16 protein-coding genes, 2 pseudogenes and 2 other annotated features are annotated in these 16,673 nt (G+C 45.4%); of the genes and pseudogenes, 12 read left to right on the forward strand and 6 right to left on the reverse strand.

Going from position 1 to position 16,673, the window contains the following annotated elements:
* Nucleotides 1–544: 544 nt before the first annotated feature.
* Together MKY54_RS05020 and MKY54_RS05025 are read left to right on the forward strand one after the other, a co-directional pair.
* Nucleotides 545–1,360, forward strand: a complete 816-nt coding sequence (locus tag MKY54_RS05020) for a hypothetical protein (protein WP_339189720.1) — start codon at nt 545–547, stop codon at nt 1,358–1,360.
* Between the two features lie 26 nt (nt 1,361–1,386).
* Nucleotides 1,387–2,193 carry a hypothetical protein gene (locus tag MKY54_RS05025; RefSeq protein WP_339189722.1) on the forward strand — a complete coding sequence of 269 codons (807 nt, stop codon included), beginning with the start codon at nt 1,387–1,389 and terminating at the stop codon, nt 2,191–2,193.
* A 37-nt stretch (nt 2,194–2,230) separates the two neighbouring features.
* Here the strand turns inward: MKY54_RS05025 and MKY54_RS05030 are convergent, their stop codons facing one another.
* Together MKY54_RS05030 and MKY54_RS05035 are read right to left on the reverse strand one after the other, a co-directional pair.
* Nucleotides 2,231–3,178 (reverse strand): RNA ligase family protein, encoded by a 948-nt coding sequence (locus MKY54_RS05030; RefSeq protein ID WP_076185057.1) that lies wholly within the window; start codon nt 3,176–3,178, stop codon nt 2,231–2,233.
* A 12-nt stretch (nt 3,179–3,190) separates the two neighbouring features.
* Nucleotides 3,191–4,162: a Ku protein gene (locus MKY54_RS05035; RefSeq protein ID WP_076279894.1), complete on the reverse strand. Its 972-nt coding sequence runs from the start codon at nt 4,160–4,162 to the stop codon at nt 3,191–3,193.
* Nucleotides 4,163–4,301: 139 nt separating this feature from the next.
* Between MKY54_RS05035 and MKY54_RS05040 the strand changes: the two genes are divergently transcribed.
* The 8 genes and pseudogenes from MKY54_RS05040 to MKY54_RS05075 all read left to right on the forward strand — a co-directional run bounded on the left by MKY54_RS05040 (nt 4,302) and on the right by MKY54_RS05075 (nt 10,463).
* Entirely contained in the window at nt 4,302–4,472 is a 171-nt protein-coding gene (locus MKY54_RS05040) for a hypothetical protein (RefSeq protein ID WP_175620005.1), read from the forward strand.
* A gap of 31 nt (nt 4,473–4,503) precedes the next feature.
* A complete protein-coding gene (locus MKY54_RS05045; protein ID WP_036676525.1) occupies nt 4,504–4,689 on the forward strand; it encodes an H-type small acid-soluble spore protein in 186 nt (61 codons plus the stop codon).
* 148 nt (nt 4,690–4,837) lie between these two features.
* Nucleotides 4,838–4,966 (forward strand): annotated as a pseudogene (locus MKY54_RS05050) (multidrug resistance efflux transporter family protein); the annotation flags it as partial.
* 190 nt (nt 4,967–5,156) lie between these two features.
* On the forward strand, nt 5,157–5,618 hold the full coding sequence (gene tsaE / locus MKY54_RS05055; RefSeq protein WP_254849004.1) for a tRNA (adenosine(37)-N6)-threonylcarbamoyltransferase complex ATPase subunit type 1 TsaE: 462 nt from the start codon (nt 5,157–5,159) through the stop codon (nt 5,616–5,618).
* Nucleotides 5,619–5,623: 5 nt separating this feature from the next.
* Nucleotides 5,624–6,454: a tRNA (adenosine(37)-N6)-threonylcarbamoyltransferase complex dimerization subunit type 1 TsaB gene (gene tsaB / locus MKY54_RS05060; protein ID WP_076129228.1), complete on the forward strand. Its 831-nt coding sequence runs from the start codon at nt 5,624–5,626 to the stop codon at nt 6,452–6,454.
* Nucleotides 6,451–6,975, forward strand: coding sequence for a ribosomal protein S18-alanine N-acetyltransferase (gene rimI / locus MKY54_RS05065; RefSeq protein ID WP_036676521.1), 525 nt, complete (start codon nt 6,451–6,453; stop codon nt 6,973–6,975). The genes tsaB and rimI overlap by 4 nt, the downstream gene beginning before the upstream one ends.
* A complete protein-coding gene (gene tsaD, locus MKY54_RS05070; RefSeq protein WP_076099403.1) occupies nt 6,972–8,021 on the forward strand; it encodes a tRNA (adenosine(37)-N6)-threonylcarbamoyltransferase complex transferase subunit TsaD in 1,050 nt (349 codons plus the stop codon). The genes rimI and tsaD overlap by 4 nt, the downstream gene beginning before the upstream one ends.
* Nucleotides 8,022–8,064: 43 nt before the next feature.
* Nucleotides 8,065–8,358, forward strand: a binding site (T-box leader).
* A 52-nt stretch (nt 8,359–8,410) separates the two neighbouring features.
* Nucleotides 8,411–8,691 (forward strand) — a binding site (T-box leader).
* A 236-nt stretch (nt 8,692–8,927) separates the two neighbouring features.
* Nucleotides 8,928–10,463, forward strand: a complete 1,536-nt coding sequence (locus MKY54_RS05075; RefSeq protein ID WP_036676518.1) for a 2-isopropylmalate synthase — start codon at nt 8,928–8,930, stop codon at nt 10,461–10,463.
* 406 nt (nt 10,464–10,869) lie between these two features.
* Here the strand turns inward: MKY54_RS05075 and abc-f are convergent, their stop codons facing one another.
* The 4 genes and pseudogenes from abc-f to MKY54_RS05095 all read right to left on the reverse strand — a co-directional run.
* Nucleotides 10,870–12,810, reverse strand: a complete 1,941-nt coding sequence (abc-f, locus tag MKY54_RS05080) for an ABC-F type ribosomal protection protein (RefSeq protein WP_339189725.1) — start codon at nt 12,808–12,810, stop codon at nt 10,870–10,872.
* 153 nt (nt 12,811–12,963) lie between these two features.
* Entirely contained in the window at nt 12,964–14,154 is a 1,191-nt protein-coding gene (locus MKY54_RS05085; protein ID WP_339189727.1) for a site-specific integrase, read from the reverse strand.
* Between the two features lie 12 nt (nt 14,155–14,166).
* On the reverse strand, nt 14,167–15,048 hold the full coding sequence (locus MKY54_RS05090) for an ImmA/IrrE family metallo-endopeptidase (protein ID WP_339189729.1): 882 nt from the start codon (nt 15,046–15,048) through the stop codon (nt 14,167–14,169).
* 297 nt (nt 15,049–15,345) lie between these two features.
* Nucleotides 15,346–15,534: pseudogene (locus MKY54_RS05095) on the reverse strand (helix-turn-helix transcriptional regulator); the annotation flags it as partial.
* Between the two features lie 196 nt (nt 15,535–15,730).
* Here MKY54_RS05095 and MKY54_RS05100 point away from each other — a divergent pair.
* Both MKY54_RS05100 and MKY54_RS05105 read left to right on the forward strand, forming a co-directional pair.
* Entirely contained in the window at nt 15,731–15,970 is a 240-nt protein-coding gene (locus tag MKY54_RS05100; RefSeq protein WP_339189731.1) for an XRE family transcriptional regulator, read from the forward strand.
* Complete coding sequence (locus MKY54_RS05105) at nt 15,967–16,245, forward strand: helix-turn-helix domain-containing protein (RefSeq protein WP_339189733.1); 279 nt, start codon at nt 15,967–15,969, stop codon at nt 16,243–16,245. Before MKY54_RS05100 ends, MKY54_RS05105 begins: the two co-directional genes overlap by 4 nt.
* Nucleotides 16,246–16,673 lie beyond the last annotated feature (428 nt).

Below are 16,673 nucleotides of genomic sequence, written 5' to 3' on the forward strand. Positions count from 1 at the left end.
GGGCGATGTGCTATGTATGATTTTCGTGCGGCTTGCAGTAGATGATTTGTGGAATTAGTGGTATATGTGACGGTGGACTATGGGCGATACGTTCTGTGTTTGTGCAATGTATAGAATGCTTTAAACTAATTAGGGAAAAACTCCCTGAAAATAGCCGCTATTTGCTCTAAATGAACGAAATCAGGGAATTCCTCCCTAATAATCAGGAGAATTGCTTTATTCGTTGCCGAATTGGCTGAATTTCAGGGAAGTTTTCCCTAATTATAGGTCCAATGAACAGAAATATCTGAGGTTTAGGGAGAAATTCCCCAATTGTTCTATAAGTACTTCACTTATTGCATCATTAGGAGCATCACTTGATGCGTCACTTGTAATGTTAAGAACAAAAAAGAGGCTGTACCAAGCAACTATTTCATGGCTTTTGGGACAGCCTCTTTTTTTGTGAGAAAATGTCCCTTTTTCTAATGTTGGATTGTTATAGAAGTGTAGTTAAAAAACAGGGGTGAAAATACATTTACCTTTTTGAAGGAGAGGATGTTAGAAATTGAAGCTCCATTATGATTTCAAAAAAACAGTTATCGCGTTCTCTGCAGCAATCTTGCTAGGAACAGGAGTGGCCGGGGGTGTGGATGTACCCGGCTTGTCTCTTACAATTGCGGCGGCATCAGGAGCGCAGGTTGCCTCACAAACCGATCAGAAGACCCAAAAGGAATTGCAGGCACTCGTAGCTGGAGTGAAGGAAGGTACGCTTTTGGCCTACTACGTACGGGATAAAGTCTCCAATCCACAGGATGCGATCAGCTTCTCTGGCAAAGGGTTTGTTTTTAAAGACTATAAATCCTTTGCTGCGAAGTTTAAAGCGCTAAAGGGTCCGTCTATTCCGCAGCCCGGAAATCTTCCTAAAGGCTTCACTCTGGCGAGAGCCATCATCTATCCACCGGCTGTAGCTAATGATTCAGAGCTGTATTTGCAACTAGAGCAGGAATTGAAGGCAGCAGCGGTTGCTGGTAATTCTAATAAACAGTTGTTTAGTAAAATCATCAGCTGGAACCAGACGAATTTGTCTATGCAACTGTATGCGAAAGGAAAAGCCAATTTTAGCATTGTAACTGGGTCGCCGCCATCCAAACTTCCGGAAGGAGCGGTACCTTTTGTAAGAGCTTCGGAATCTAAGAAAGAATTAACGGTCAACGGCAGAAAAGTAGTACTTACAACTGATTCCGCTAAAGACGCAAGCTTTAACACAAAGCTAGTATGGCTGGATAACTCAGGCACGATACAATATACCCTTTCAGACAATCGGGCCAGTACGCTGACGACAAATGAAATGCTGGCGGTAGCTAAAACCATGATCAAATAACCAAGGGGCTAAAGGAGGATATTATAATGATGATTAAGAAAAGCGCGGCGATTACAGCCTTAAGCTTATTAGTATTGATAAGTGCGGTGAGTGGAACAGCAGGCGCAGTGCCTGCGGGGAGTAATAATAAAAGTAAAGCTACCGCACCCGTTGACCAGAATACGCCCATATCTTCAACGATTGAAGCTTTGATTGCCAAAGAAAATACAGTTCCCTTACAAGCAGGCGAACTTAAGATCCTGTATGTAAATGATAAGAAATCTAATCCACATGAAACCTTGAGTATAAGCTATATGCCATATAGATTCAGTTCTATAAACGAAGCGGCGCAGAAGTTACTTTCATTAAGCGGGAAGTCACTCCTGATACCTACTTCTCTACCAGAGGATTATAAGTTACAGGATGTCGTTTTAAATCCAGTGATTCCAATGTTTTTTAGCTCAGAGTATAAAACCCTTAGGGATCAGTTAAAAGCTAAAGCCCAAGCTGGTGGTAAAAAGGTGATTTCGCAAAGCTTGAAGTGGAGCAATACAGAAACCTCTATCACCTATCTACGAAATGGAGAGAGGTTGAATTTAAGATCTGCACCTGCATACACGCTACCGGAAGGGGTGACTTTGGCCCAGCTGCCTGGGGATCAGGATGAGAGCTTGACCATCAACGGGGTTGAGGCGATTTACACAGTTTTTGGGCCTCATCACGGTGATCTTAAAGTCCAGCTGGTATGGTCCAGTGCTGATGGAAGTGTCGATTATACACTTACGAGTACAAAAAATACTGCGCAGACAAAGGCAGAGCTTGAGGCCCTTGTAACAAGTTTTACAGCACAATAAGAAACGTCCTCCCATTTCAGATTGGGAGGACGTTCTTTTATCCTTTTTGCTCCATTGTGCATGCCTCCGGGGGAAGATTCACTTTAGCTTGAGTAACAGGCTGACGCAGAGTGCCCGAGGTGTTCCATTCCAGAAAATGAACTTTGAAGACGAGCTCCGGCTTTATCCAAAAAGCACCCTTACCTCGTTGTGGAACATCTGCAAAGGGCATCCGATCCAGCTTAAGGCGGTGTGCCTCCGCAGTTAAGTCGCGTTTATCCTGCACAGTCAATTTTCCCGGACCGGCATGTCCGATATAATGCAAATTTCCTTTATCATCATAAAGACCAAGAAGCAGTGCGTTGACGATACCGTCACGGAACGTCACACCCCCGGCTACAGCTGTAATATCAGAACTGATTTTGCGTTTCTGCCAACGTTTATCTTTTCCGCCCGGAGCATAAGTGCTGTTGATGTCCTTGCAGACGATTCCTTCCAAGCCCTGGTTCTGAGTGGCGGCGAACAGTTCTGTAGGATCGGTATAACTTGGCACAGCTTGAACATGGGGATGCGGCAGCAGAATGTCACTTAACAGCTGCTGCCGCAAGAATAATGGTTGATCCATCGTCGATTGGCCATTATAAAACAGAATATCAAATATCATATAAATGACAGGAACCTGATGCCTAACGACGGAAATCGTGGAACCATTTTTCAAACTGTCCCTCCGCATCACCTCATGAAATGAGGGTTTGCCGTCCTTGAGCGCGATAATCTCACCATCAAGAATCACGGAGTCAGCCTTGCAGTAAGCAGATACATCAATAAGTTCTGGATATTGCGTGGTACGGTAATTGCCACGTCTGTTAATAAGCTGAGTAGTGCTTCCATCGTAATAGGACAACATCCGTACGCCGTCCCATTTAATTTGTGCGATCCACTGGTCACCTGCTGGAAGCTGCCCAGCCAGTATAGGTTCAAAAGGAATAATGGGCTGAAGCTTCATCCGCAGAGCCTCCTAAGATACGGTTGTTTTGCTTTTCGTGCTGCGGCGTTTCGGTTTTGGCGTGATGACTGGAGTCGGCCCGGAGACCTCGTTTTGCTGCTCCGCAGGTTCCGCGGCGGTTGTTTTGGTCTTGGCTGTTTTTCTTTTGGCAGCAGGAGCCGCTTTAGTTTTGTTTTTTGTGTTGCCTGTTAATGAAGGACCAGGGTCTGAAGGAATATGCTGCACAGCTTGAATACTAGCCTGCAAGGCGGCCATTAGATCAATCACATTGCTTTCCTGTTTAGCAGGAGCGATATGAAATTCCTCGCCTGCAATTTTATGTGAGATCAGATCAAGCATACGCTGGCGATAATCATCGGTATATTTTGCCGGATCAAAAGGAGTGGATAGCTGTGAGATCAGCAGCTTAGCCATTTCCAGCTCTTTATCGTTCACTGTCCCTGCTTCGGGCAGACCAGGCACTTGCGAGATCGGCCGCACCTCATCAGGATAAAAAATGGTCTCAATCGCAAGGCAATCCTCAAGCACACGGATCGCTGCCAGACTGCTTTTTGAGCGGATTGAAATTTTGGCGATGCCAATTTTACCTGTCTGCTTCATGGCCTCCATAAGAAGTCGATAAGCATTTGATCCTGCCTGATCCGGGGATAAATAGTAGGTTTTTTGAAAATAAATAGGATCGATCTCCGTCAGGTCTACAAAGTCGAGAATGGAGATGCTTTTACTGGTCTCGTCGGATAGTTGATCCAATTCCTCTTTGTCGAAGAGCACAAACTTCCCTTTTTCATACTCATATCCTTTACCGATCTCTTCCCAAGCAACCTCTTTGTCACACACCGGGCATTTGCGTACATACGACAGCGGGCTGCCACACTCCTTATGGATATAACGCAGAGAAATGTCCTTGTCTTCCGTAGCGGAGAACATTTTAACCGGAACATGCACAAGCCCGAAGCTGATGGCTCCTTTCCAAACGGTATGCATGAGAAACACCTCCTGATCTAAGTTGATTTGCTTTGGGTTAGTATGAGGCAGGAAAGGCTTTTCTAGCCGGGTGCATTTTTTGAGAAGCTTGGGAAAAAATAAACTCGGACCTGTGAAGTTGAGGAGGAGAATCTAAGGTATGGAACCAAGAGATAACGAATGGAGCGATACGCTGAGCGAGCAGGATATTCCGGCCACAGTTGTGGATTGGGAGAGCATTATTGCGTCCACGGAGGCCAGTCAGGTTTCCGATTCGGAAAAGCTGGATGCGGAACGAACCCTCGAAGATACGTCACCCTTAGAATCGTAAACTTTAGGAAAGATAAAGGAGGAGAACAGTTGTGGACGTCAAACGGGCACAGGATATTTATGCTTCTAAAGAAACTGTAAGTGTACATTTGGATGGGGAGCCTGTATGGATTGAACATGTGGATGAAGAGAACGGAATGGCTACGGTACAAGTTGGCTCTCGACCAACCAATACGCACACTGTGGGTGTTGAACGACTCGAAGAGCAAGAGCACTAACAAAGGTCTACTTAGAGCGTACGTTAAAGCTGAATTATAGTTTTAAAAAAAGAGACTTTTTATGCTTAAGTTTGCGTAAAGGTCTCTTTTTGATTTGGAGCATAACTGACGTCAAGGTTGACGGTGTAAGATTTAAACCAATATATTGGATCAGGCAGGACAGTCCATTATTGTTGCGCTGTGTTCAGGAGTTATTGCCACAGTATTATTCTTTCAAGCTACAGATATGGTAAGGAGCAGCATGAGCGGATTAGCGGCAGTCGAAGCCACCCATTCTCGCAGCGTTCGGTATCGAAATTCAGCTTAAACACGCAAGTGAAGAAGAGGGCCGTACTTCCTTAGGCTTAAACAATGGGCAGGGACAGTTGTTGCGGTGGATGGACCATACCGATATAATTGAATGTAATGGTTTTCGACAGGTATATTTTAAAAGGTGGTAGTTGTAGTTGGACAAAACAGTCGAAACGGTGTTCACTTACCGTTCTTACAATCTGCAGGATACGGAGCAACTGGCAAGTGCAATAGCTGCTGCTTCAACGGCAGGCATGGTTATCGGTTTGGACGGTGATCTAGGCGCAGGAAAAACGGCCTTCTCGCAAGGTTATGCTCGCCATCTTGGAGTGAAAGGGATCGTAAACAGTCCTACTTTTACTATTATTAAAGAGTACGAAGGTCGTCTGCCGTTATATCACATGGATGTATATCGGATTTCACTTCAGGAAGCAGATGAGCTTGGATTGGATGAGTATTTCTATGGTCAGGGTGTTTGTTTGGTAGAATGGAGCAGTATTATTACGGAGTTAATGCCGCCGCGGCATATGCATATATACATGGAAACAGTTGGACCGGAGGAAAGAATCATTACGGTGACCGCAATCGGGGAGCCTTATGGTGAGCTTTGCCGGGAGCTGATCAAGAAGTGGGGTTAATAAAAATGACGAACGAGAATACAGAGCCGCGCAAGCGGCTTTTAGCGCTGGATACATCAACTGCCGTATTGGGGGTTGCAGTGACCGAGAATGGAGAATTATTGCATGAAATTAATGCTTCCGGTGAACGGAATCATTCGGTGCATTTGCTGCCGATTATAGAGCAGGCGCTGCAAGCTTCGGGAACAACCGTTGCTAATCTGGGCGGGATTGCGGTTGGTGTGGGCCCGGGATCTTATACGGGAACACGGATCGCGGTTACCGCTGCCAAAACACTGGCTTGGGCATGGAATGTCCCGGTAGTTGGTATTTCGAGCCTGCATGCTGTGGCATGGGGTGGGTATGAAACAGCCCTTAAGAATAAGACGACAGCAGAGTCAGGACAAGCCACTGCGAACAGTGGCTACGGTCCAGACTGGATCATTCCACTGATGGATGCGCGTCGGGGACAGGTCTACACAGGATTATTCGCAGCGGATGGGAATAGTTCTCTTAGCCGCCTTGAACCAGATGCCATCCGGTTGATGGCCGACTGGGTGGAGTACTTGGCAGAACGTTTACAACAGGCTTCAGCTGAAGGAACTAAACCAGCTATTCTATGGTTTGTTGGAGAAACCGCTGTACATGGCAGCGAAGAATCACTACATCCGCTGGCGGAACTCGGCACTTCTGTAGCTATTCCATATGAGCTGGAGGGCCGCTGGACAGGCTTCCTTGGTGAAGCCCGGCTGCAAGTAGAGAATGATGATATTCATAGCTTGATCCCTAACTATACTCAGATTTCGGAAGCGGAGGCCAATCTGCGGTTAAGTAGTAAAGGAGGCTTAAAACGATGACGGAAGTGGAATCATTGAGAGCACAAGAGGCTGACCTTGTTTTTCGTCTGATGAAGCTGGAGGATATTCCGGACATTCTTATTATTGAGCGCGAAGCCTTTACCATGCCGTGGACGGAGGAAGCTTTCCGGAATGAGCTGACGCATAATCATTTTGCTAAATACATGGTCATGGAACTGGCAGGTCATATAATTGGCTATGCTGGAATGTGGGCTATCGTGGATGAGGCGCATGTGACGAATATTGCCTTACTCGAAGCTTATCGTGGACGTAAATGGGGGGAGCGCCTGTTGGAGGAGTTAATGAATACTGCCTCTTACGTAGGCATGAAATCCATTACGCTTGAGGTGCGGGTATCCAATGAGGTAGCTCAGAATTTATATCGTAAAAAAGGCTTTCGTTCTGCCGGTACGCGCAAAGGATATTATTCCGATAATCGCGAGGATGCACTCATTATGTGGGCGGATCTACCGGAGTATAAGGAGCATGGCTATTTGGAAGGAAGCGTGGACTTGAAATGAAGACAGAAACGGGCGCAGCTCAACCTGTACTAATACTTGCTATAGAGACCAGTTGTGATGAAACCTCGGTGGCCGTGGTCAAAAACGGATCAGAAGTGTTATCCAACATCATCTCGAGTCAAATAGAGACACATCGTGCTTTTGGGGGTGTGGTGCCAGAAGTGGCTTCCCGTAAACATGTGGAGGTAATTACGCTCGTAATCGAGGAAGCGCTCGCCAAGGCAGGCGTTACACCCGAACAATTGACTGCGGTAGCGGTGACTCAAGGCCCGGGTTTGGTGGGAGCTTTACTGGTCGGGGTAGTAGCGGCTAAAAGCCTTGCTCTTGCATGGGGCAAGCCGTTAATTGGCACGCATCATATTGCAGGCCACATCTATGCTAACCGCCTGGTTGCAGAGCTGCAGTATCCATGTATGACACTAGTGGTGTCAGGTGGACATACTGAACTGGTTCATATGGAGCGTGAGGGTGAATTTCGAATTATCGGCCGTACGCGTGATGATGCTGTAGGTGAGGCCTATGATAAAGTGGCTCGGGCGCTAGGGTTCCCTTATCCCGGCGGACCCCATGTAGATCGCCTGGCACGCGAAGCAACGGAAGTTGTTGCATTGCCGCGGGTATGGCTGGAGCCGAACTCTTATGATTTCAGCTTCAGCGGTCTAAAATCGGCGGTGCTGAATGTGGTGAATCAGAGCAAAATGAAAGGTCTTGAACCCAATGTCGCAGGCATCGCCCGGGGGTTCCAAGAATCCGTAGTAGAAGTGCTGGTGGAAAAGGCGGTACGCGCCGTTAAAGCCACTAACTCCAGACAGTTATTGCTCTGTGGGGGGGTCGCTGCTAATGGCGGACTTCGCTCGGCATTAATTTCGCGCTGTGAAACGGAGGGCATTGAACTTATTATTCCTCCACCGGTATATTGCACGGATAATGCGGCGATGATTGGAGCGGCTGCATACGTGAAGTGGCAGCATGACGGAGGAATACCGCTGGATATGGTTGCTGACCCTGGCTTCTCACTGGAACAATGGTCTGTATCTGCCTATTGACATCATTTGGAGCTAACGAGTATAATCAGTTCAATTAAACAAGACAAACGCGATGAGCGGAAGTAGTAAGGATACTCTGGGATAAGAGAACTGCGGGTGGGTGCAACGCAGTCGAAGGAGTCCTGAACTCGTCTGGGAGCGGAGCGGTGGAACATTACTGGCAATTGTCGCCGGAACGTTTGTACACCGTTTACGGGTAACCTCCGTAATAGGGTGGTCTAGTACCTAACATACTGGACCGTAGAGTGGATGTTCAATTGGAATCGGCAGGAACTTAGCTGATACAGAGCATCAACAAGAGTGGTACCGCGAAGGTTAACAGCCTGTCGTCTCTTGAATGAGATGGCAGGCTTTTTTGTATGGATTTAGAGTGGTGAATAATTTATATAATACACGCTAAGAACGGGAGTAGTAGAGTTTGACGGTGAACAGAGAGCTGCGGGTTGGTGCGACGCAGTCACCGGATTTCTTGAAGCTCGCCCGGGAGCGGAGCGGCGGAACAAGAGTACGCTGCCTACGGCTGTCCTCGTTATCGGACCTTTCCGGATTTAAGCTGGCACGCCAGCTTGAACCGGGAAGAAGAGCTGGACGCAGCTTTAAGGCTTGTTATTAAGACAGCCGATGCGTCAAAAAGAGTGGTACCGCGGAGGGGTAACCCGCCGTCTCTTTATTAGAGACGGCGGGTTTTTGCGTTCTTGTAGAAGAAGTCCGGGGAATGGACTCATCGCTACATAAGACGCCAAAAGTGAACACTCTGCACATTGTGCAGAGATTCATTTGTTTCAGCTGCCGGCAGCAGTGGGTGGGAAATGAGCAGAACCGCAAGTCGACGTGTGGTTCTGCGCCGAAGCATAGGATAGAGATAAGGCATCCAATTACATGAAAACAAAACTAGGAGGAATTCAGATGATTATTCCAGTTAAGAAACGTATTCAAATTTTCGATACGACCCTGCGTGACGGTGAGCAGGCCCCTGGGGCTAGTCTGACTCCTGAACAAAAAATATTACTGGCCTATAAGCTCGCTGATCTGGGTGTTGATGTAATGGAGCCGGGGTTCCCGGTATCGAGTCCTGGAGATTTTGCAGCGGTGCAGACGATTTCGCGCAAGGTGCGCAACGTGGAGATTTGTGGTTTCGCGCGGGCCGTAAAAGGAGACATCGATGCTGCAGTCCGGGCGACTCAAGATGCTGAACGTCGGCGGATTCACTTGTTCATTTCCTCTTCTGATATTCATTTGCAGCATCAACTGCGTATGAGCAGAGCTGAAGTCGTAGCTAAAGCGCGCGAGATGACGGCTTATGCGCGACAATTCTGTGATGTAGTTGAATTCACGGCCATGGACGCTGCGCGGACAGGGATTGATGATCTGATTGAAATGGTTGAAGCAGTTATAGAGGAAGGGGCCTCCATTATTAACCTGCCGGATACAGTAGGATACGCATTGCCACATGAATATGGCGAGATGTTCCGGAGAGTGCGGCAGGGAGCAAGAGGCGGCGGCAAGGTCAGCTATAGTGCCCACTGTCACAATGACTTGGGGCTGGCTGTAGCTAACAGTCTGGCAGCGATTGATGGAGGGGCGACTCAGATAGAAGTCACCGTGAATGGTGTAGGCGAGCGCACAGGGAACTGCGCACTGGAAGAGCTTGTTATGGCGCTCGAAACCCGCGGCGATGCAATCGGTGCAGAAACAGGCATCGTGCTCGATAAACTGTATGATACTTCACGGCTGATTAGTGGAGCGATGCATTTTCCAATCGCCTATAACAAGCCGGTCGTCGGAAGAAATGCCTTCCAGCATGAATCCGGGATTCATCAGGATGGCCTGCTCAAGGATCGTAGTACCTATGAGATTATGGATCCCGAACGGCTGGGCATCCCCCGCAGCATGATCATTCTGGGCAAACATTCTGGCAGACATGCGCTGAAGGATCGGGCTGCGAAGTATGGAATAACGCTGGAGCCTGCGGAGCTGGATGCACTTTATGAGTCCTTTAAAGAGACCGCTGACCGTCAAAAGGTCGTCAGTGATGACCAGCTGCTGCAAATGGTAAGCAGTACAACTGGACAACAAGCTCAGGTCTATGAGCTGGGTGAGGTTCAGGTATTGGCGGGCAGTGCCCAGCGCCGTGTAGCTGCAGTTACGGTACGCCATCTGCAGACTGGCCGGGAAACGTCACATACCAGCACTGGTGAAGGTCCGCTTGAAGCGATTATCGCCGCTATTGGGCAAGGGATTGCTGAGGAGATAGACTTTGCAGGACTCGAGCTTCATTCGCTTGGAAGCGGAGAGAATGCGCAAGCAGAAGCAGCGGTGATGGTGGAGTGGGAGGGCCTTAAATTCAGAGGCACGGCCACTCACCAAGATATAATTATGGCGGCAGGCATCGCTTATATCGCAGCCTGTAATGCTGCCCTGCTCTCTACACAGATTGTCTAAAATACGACGTGCCCGCTGTCAGTTTAGGAGATAGCGGGTTCTTTTTTAGCATAAAATCAGTCTTGTAAAATGGGGTTACGTCTTTTGTCAAGTTGTGGACAACGTTATCCACATATTCTGCCTGAGTTGTGTAAAAAGTGCGTAAAATCAGCAATAACGGCTTTTTTCAAAATGCTCTAATAAACAATTTTGTTGGCAATGAAACACTGTGAGAATTGTGGATAATGTGGATAGATCCGTGGATAATAATTCCTTTTCCTTGAAAATACCGATTTAACGCATAAAAAAGACCCCGAAGGGTCTTTTGAAGTAGGGAGTTATACACGGAACCTGTGTATAGAGCTGTGGATAACTATTTATGAACAAATCTAGAACGATGAAAAAATATTTATAAGGAGGATTTACATTATTCGTCAGCAAGGATTTCCCATTCGCTAAAGAAATCTGTCAGCTGAGATTTTTTGTTCTTCAGGTCCTCTTCATAACCTTGAAGTGCTAAATAATCCTGATAAACTTCAGGTTTAGTCATTTCGTGCTCTATAAATACGATTGATTCTTCAAGTGAGGCGATGTTCTCCTCAAGCTCTGCGATACGCCGTTTGCGGTTACGCTCTTCACGCTTAGCCTGCTTGTCTGCTTCAAAAGAGGTTACAGCGCTTTTTTCAGGTACAGCAGCGTCCTTATTGACGTTTTTAGTAGCTAGTTCAGCGGCATCTTTTGCAATCTCTTCTAATTCTCGTTTCTTCTCGACATAGTCATCGTAGTTACCGAGGTATTGGTCGATCCCTTCGGGATGCAGCTCCAGTACCCGTTCCGCCATTTTGTTCAAAAAATAACGGTCATGGGAGATGAACAGCAGGGTGCCTTCGAAATCAATTAAAGCAGATTCCAGAACTTCACGGCTGACCAGATCCAAATGGTTGGTAGGTTCATCGAGAATTAGCATATTTGCACCGCGGAGCATTAGTTTAGATAACGAAACCCGAGCTTTTTCGCCGCCGCTGAGTGCGGAAATCTTCTTAAGAACATCCTCTCCGCTAAAAAGGAAATTACCAAGGATCGTACGAATTCTGGCTTCCTCGATCATTGGATATTCACTCCACAGTTCTTCCATAACCGTATTTTGTGGATTAAGGCGGGTCTGTTCCTGATCATAATAAGCAATTTTTACTTTAGTGCCCCAATTCACCGTTCCAGCAGAAGGCTCACGGGTTCCGGTCATACACTGCAGCAGTGTGGATTTACCGATACCATTGGGACCGATCAGGGCAGTAGTCTCCCCACGACGAAGCTCAAAAGAAGCGTCCTTGAATAAAGGTGAACCTTCATTAAAGGCAACCGCAACATTGCGCACTTGAAGCACCTCTTTTCCAGACATGAAGTCTGGCTCAAAGGAGAAGCTAGCCTTCTTCAGATCGCCCATTGGACGATCTAGACGATCCATCTTCTCAAGCGCTTTGCGTCTGCTCTGCGCACGTTTTGTGGTGGAAGCCCGGACAATATTTTTCTGAACGAAATCCTCCATTCGAGAAATTTCATCCTGTTGCTTCTCATATTGCTTCATCCGTGCTTCATATTCGGCAGCCTTCAAATCTACATAACGACTGTAGTTACCCGTATAACGCCGGGACTGGTGCCGCTCGATCTCTACAATAGTGGTCACGAGACGGTCTAGGAAATAACGGTCATGGGATACAACCAGAATCCCGCCAGCATAGCTGCGGAGGTAATCCTCCAGCCACGTTAACGTTTCGATATCCAGATGGTTAGTAGGCTCATCCAGCATCAGAAGATCTGGAGCCTGAAGCAAAATACGGGCCAGCGCGAGCCGGGTCTTTTGGCCTCCACTAAGGGTAGAAATGGGTGTATCTGGTGGGAAATCACTGAAGCCCATGCCGTGTAGGACACTGCGAATCCGTGTATTCATTTCATAGCCGCCGTGGTCCTTGAACCAATCCGAGCGCCGCGCATATCGTTCAAGCAGTTCTTCGTACCGCTTGGGGTCTTCCGCGAGCTTAGGATCAGCAATACTTACTTCTAACTCTCTCAGCTCAGTTTCGGCTTCGATCAGCGGAGCGAAGACCGCCATCATTTCTTCATGAATGGTTTTGTCAGATTGCAGTCCGCTATTCTGAGCTAAATATCCGATTGTTGTTTCTTTTGATTTATGAATTTGACCGCTGTCATAAGACATCTCACCGGCCAGAATTTGTAGAAAAGTTGATTTGCCGGCACCATTCACACCCACTAGCCCGACACGTTCCTTTTCATTTACCTGTAGGCTTATGCCATCCAGTACGTTCTGTATACCATATGATTTAGTAATTCCTGTCGCTTGAAGAAGCATAACGATGAAACCTCCACCCTTGCATATTTCGCCTTGGTATTTATCCCTCAGCCGTATGAACAACTTATTCTATAGTTACTATATGATTAAAAAGCCTTATAAATCAAGGGCTTGTGGTTATCGGTTCTTTGATTGGGGACAGATTGGGGACATTTATTTGGTCTGAAAAATATCATCAAACATATCTGCTGCAGCGTGATCAGCCTTTTGGAATACATGACCATAGGTATTCATGGTGATCTTGATGTCGGAATGACCTAAACGTTCTGATATTACTTTAGCGTGCACACCTTTATTAATAAGCAGGGAAGCGCTTGTGTGTCTTAATTCGTGAAATTTAATTCTTCTCAATCCAGCCTTATTCCTGAAATTTATCCATCTTCCTGAAATGTAGACTGGGCCATATGGCGCCCCTGTAGATGTATTGAAGACAAACTGTCTATCACCATCTTTCCATCCTTTCCACAATGATCCCAATTTAGCTCTATCGATTGAGGATTGTTTGAAGACTTCCTTCAACAAGTCCACAACTAATTTAGGTATCGATATTTTCCTGTTTCCATCATCTGTTTTAGTATCGGTTATCTGAAGACCATTCTGTTTAGTATAAATCATCTGCTGTTCAACTTGAATAACACCAGTTTTCAGGTCGATATGTTTCCGTTCCAAACCGCTTATTTCACCCTCGCGAAGACCAGTTGTAGTTGCTAGAATAACAATGGTTTTGAAAACAAGAGGCTCTCTTTCTAGTGATTGGAATAGAGTTATAGCTTCCTCTTCATTGTAACAGTCGGCCTTTTTCTTTTTAAGCTTAGGATATTTCAATCCAGCCATAGGAGAAACCTTTATAACATTCCAAGTTACCGCTAAATCAAAAATTCCCTTTAAAAGCTTATGAAGTGATATTAAAGTTGATTGTGAATAGGCTTCCTTTTTCCCAGCTTTCCTTTTCTCTAAATCTTGAATATCGTTGAAATACTGGAGAACATGAAGCGTCTTGATATCACATAACTTCATGTGACCGATATATGGAAGGATGAGGGTCAGCAAGTAATCGTGCAAACTTTCTGTCTTTGGAGCAAACCTCCCTTTTGAATATTTGTTTTTCCACTCCACAACAAAAGCAGATAGAACCATTTTTTCTGGTGTGATATAGGCCCCAGACTCAACCTCAGTCTTAAACTGATACCATTCTGCCTCAAGCCATTCTTTTTGTTTCTTCGGAGTAAGTCCTTCTGGCAATTTAACAGTCTTGCGCTCTCTACCGCGTTCCTGGTTAATTCCGGCTTGAGTCTCTACGGTAAGTCGATACGAGTTTTTGCCACGGTGTTCGTATGACGGCATGGATTCAACCTCCTAACTAAATCTTTGCATTAAAAGTCGATCCTTTTCCATGAGCATTTCAATATCTCGCATTTGTAATACAAACTTTCTTTTAGATAGACCGTGCTTAAATAAGAGTTGGTGGAGCTGCAGCGTGACTTTACCATCAAAACAAATAACATCTCCTTGGCTAACTGTGACTCCACCAAAACCCTCTAATTCGTCCTGCTCGATCTCTGGCAATCTCTCACTTATTGGCAATTCAATTTCGCGATAATCAATAAGAGTTTTTTCATCAACAGAAACGATCATTTGTGTAGGACCATCGTATGAACCAGAATCATCATAATAGACAAAAAAACGAATGCCTTTTTCTTCTGCCATATTGTCACTCACCTCCCTTCTAGCATTTTCAGATAAAGATCTTGTAAACTCCCATTCATATTTTCTTCTCAGGATTTGGTCGTATCTTTTTTTAGCGAGCGAACGTTCAACAGAGAATACATATGAAAGTTGATCAATAGCTTGATTCAAATTTCCTGATAAGGTAATTTTATCTATCATAAAAAATGGCATTAGGGCATATAAGGCAAATTGATCAGAATCTTCTTCTTGGTATCTAACGAAATCTTCCGGTAGTGTTACTTGATTTCCGGCATGTCTGAGGATATGACAGAGTTCATGTAGAAAATAATAACGCTGCTGAGAACGCGAAAGACGATCATCTAGAGCCATATAACGATTGCCCGTTTCGGTTTCGTGTCCTCTACTTTTTATAGGAGCAGACAAAATAGGGATGCTCAGTTTTGTGGATAGATTTTCTATAGTTATATCCTCTGGATCGTTGATGTCATTATCTATGTATAGTTCTTCCACAAACTCTTCCATATGTGTTTTTTTGTAATGTTTAAACATGATATTCCTCCTGAATAAGAATGTATGTTCGCATATATGGATGTGACGAGCCGGCCATGGGTAGATACCTAATGGCTGGCCCGTCCTAATTTATTGGTCTTTGGATTTCTTCTTGTCTTCCTCTTGTTTGATGAAGCGCCAGAATACAAGCAGCTCCTTTTTTCGTTCTTCTGGAGCTTCTAGATAATCTTTAAAGAACAAGCCGTGTTCAGGGTTGTTGATAAAAGATTCAAACTCCGCGATTTCGGCCGCCTCCGGTCCATCCTTGCTAATTCCATCTTCTTCATTTACCAAATTTTCAAGTTCTTCTACTGTGATACCAAGGCCTTTTGTTACTTTCAATACATTATCTATGGCTGCTCCGCCAACTCCGCGGGTAAGCATAGTCTGAAGAGTGGTAGGGGGAAGGCCGATTCGTTCAGCGAAGGCGCGTTTACTATAGCCCTTTTCTTCGATTAATCGAGATAAAATTTTGGCTCTCTCCACTTTTTCCCAAACCTCCATTTATATTTGTACGATATTGCGTATATAAGTACATATTACACTATGAATATGGCAAAGTAAATATGATTTGAACGATATTAAGTTTATTTTTGGAATTACATGCTTGACCTTGAACGTGATTACGTATATCATTCAAATCAAGACGAACGTAATTACGTTCAAAAAAAGGGGTGTGAAGATGCTTTATACGAACCTCAGTGTAGAAATGGAAAAGAGAGGAGTTACGATTTCAACTATATCCCGAGCGTTAAACATGAGGAGAAGTACAGTCAGCGACAAGCTTCACGGAAACTTCAGAATTTATTATGACGAAGCAAAAAAAATCAAAAATGAATTTTTCTCTGATTGTGATATGGAATATCTTTTCTCAACAGAAGAAGTGATTGAACACGATACAGGAAAGGAGAACTCATTTTGAATAATCAACAGAATCAAGCATTAGACGAAATTCGCCAGCAAGTCTCTGATATCGTTGCCGTCACCGTTGATCAGAAGCGCTTAACTGTTCCAGAAGCTGCTCGTTACCTCGGGATGTCTGAGGATACTATTCGGACACTTGCACGCGAAAAAAAGATTCCGCATTATCGAAGCGGCAAGGAAGGCTCCAAGAACGCACGCATTCTATTTCGTTTCCAAACGCTGGATAAGTGGATTGAACAGCAGGAGAGGGCGAACTGCAAGGGCTGGGAATAAAGAGGAATGGAGGTGGATTGTGAAACGACAAAACACGAGAGAAGCTTTAAAAGCTGTTTTGAGAAATTGTCTGGATCGTGGTTGTACATATACACAACTACAAAGCTTCATAGATCGAGCCCGACTATACAATATTGATCATTCTGATATGTTAGCACTCATAGATGACTTAGAAGTAAAGTATATAACTTCTTTAGGTGAAGGTAAGGAGGTTTAGTTACGTGACAGTAATCATTTGCAGTACAGTCAGATGCCCTTATCCCAATTGCGGTCATACAGGTGATGTAATCACAGTAAATCATTGTCGCACTGCTCATGGAATGGAGCGCAAAGAACTTTTTGGGAGATTCGGTAAACCGCAAAGTATCGGTTACGATCCTCAAGCCGCAAACAAGAATCTAGAAGGACACACGCCAGTACAACGGCTA

Origin of the sequence: Paenibacillus sp. FSL P2-0121, assembly GCF_037975345.1 — a bacterium.
Lineage (GTDB): Bacteria > Bacillota > Bacilli > Paenibacillales > Paenibacillaceae > Paenibacillus_AQ > Paenibacillus_AQ odorifer.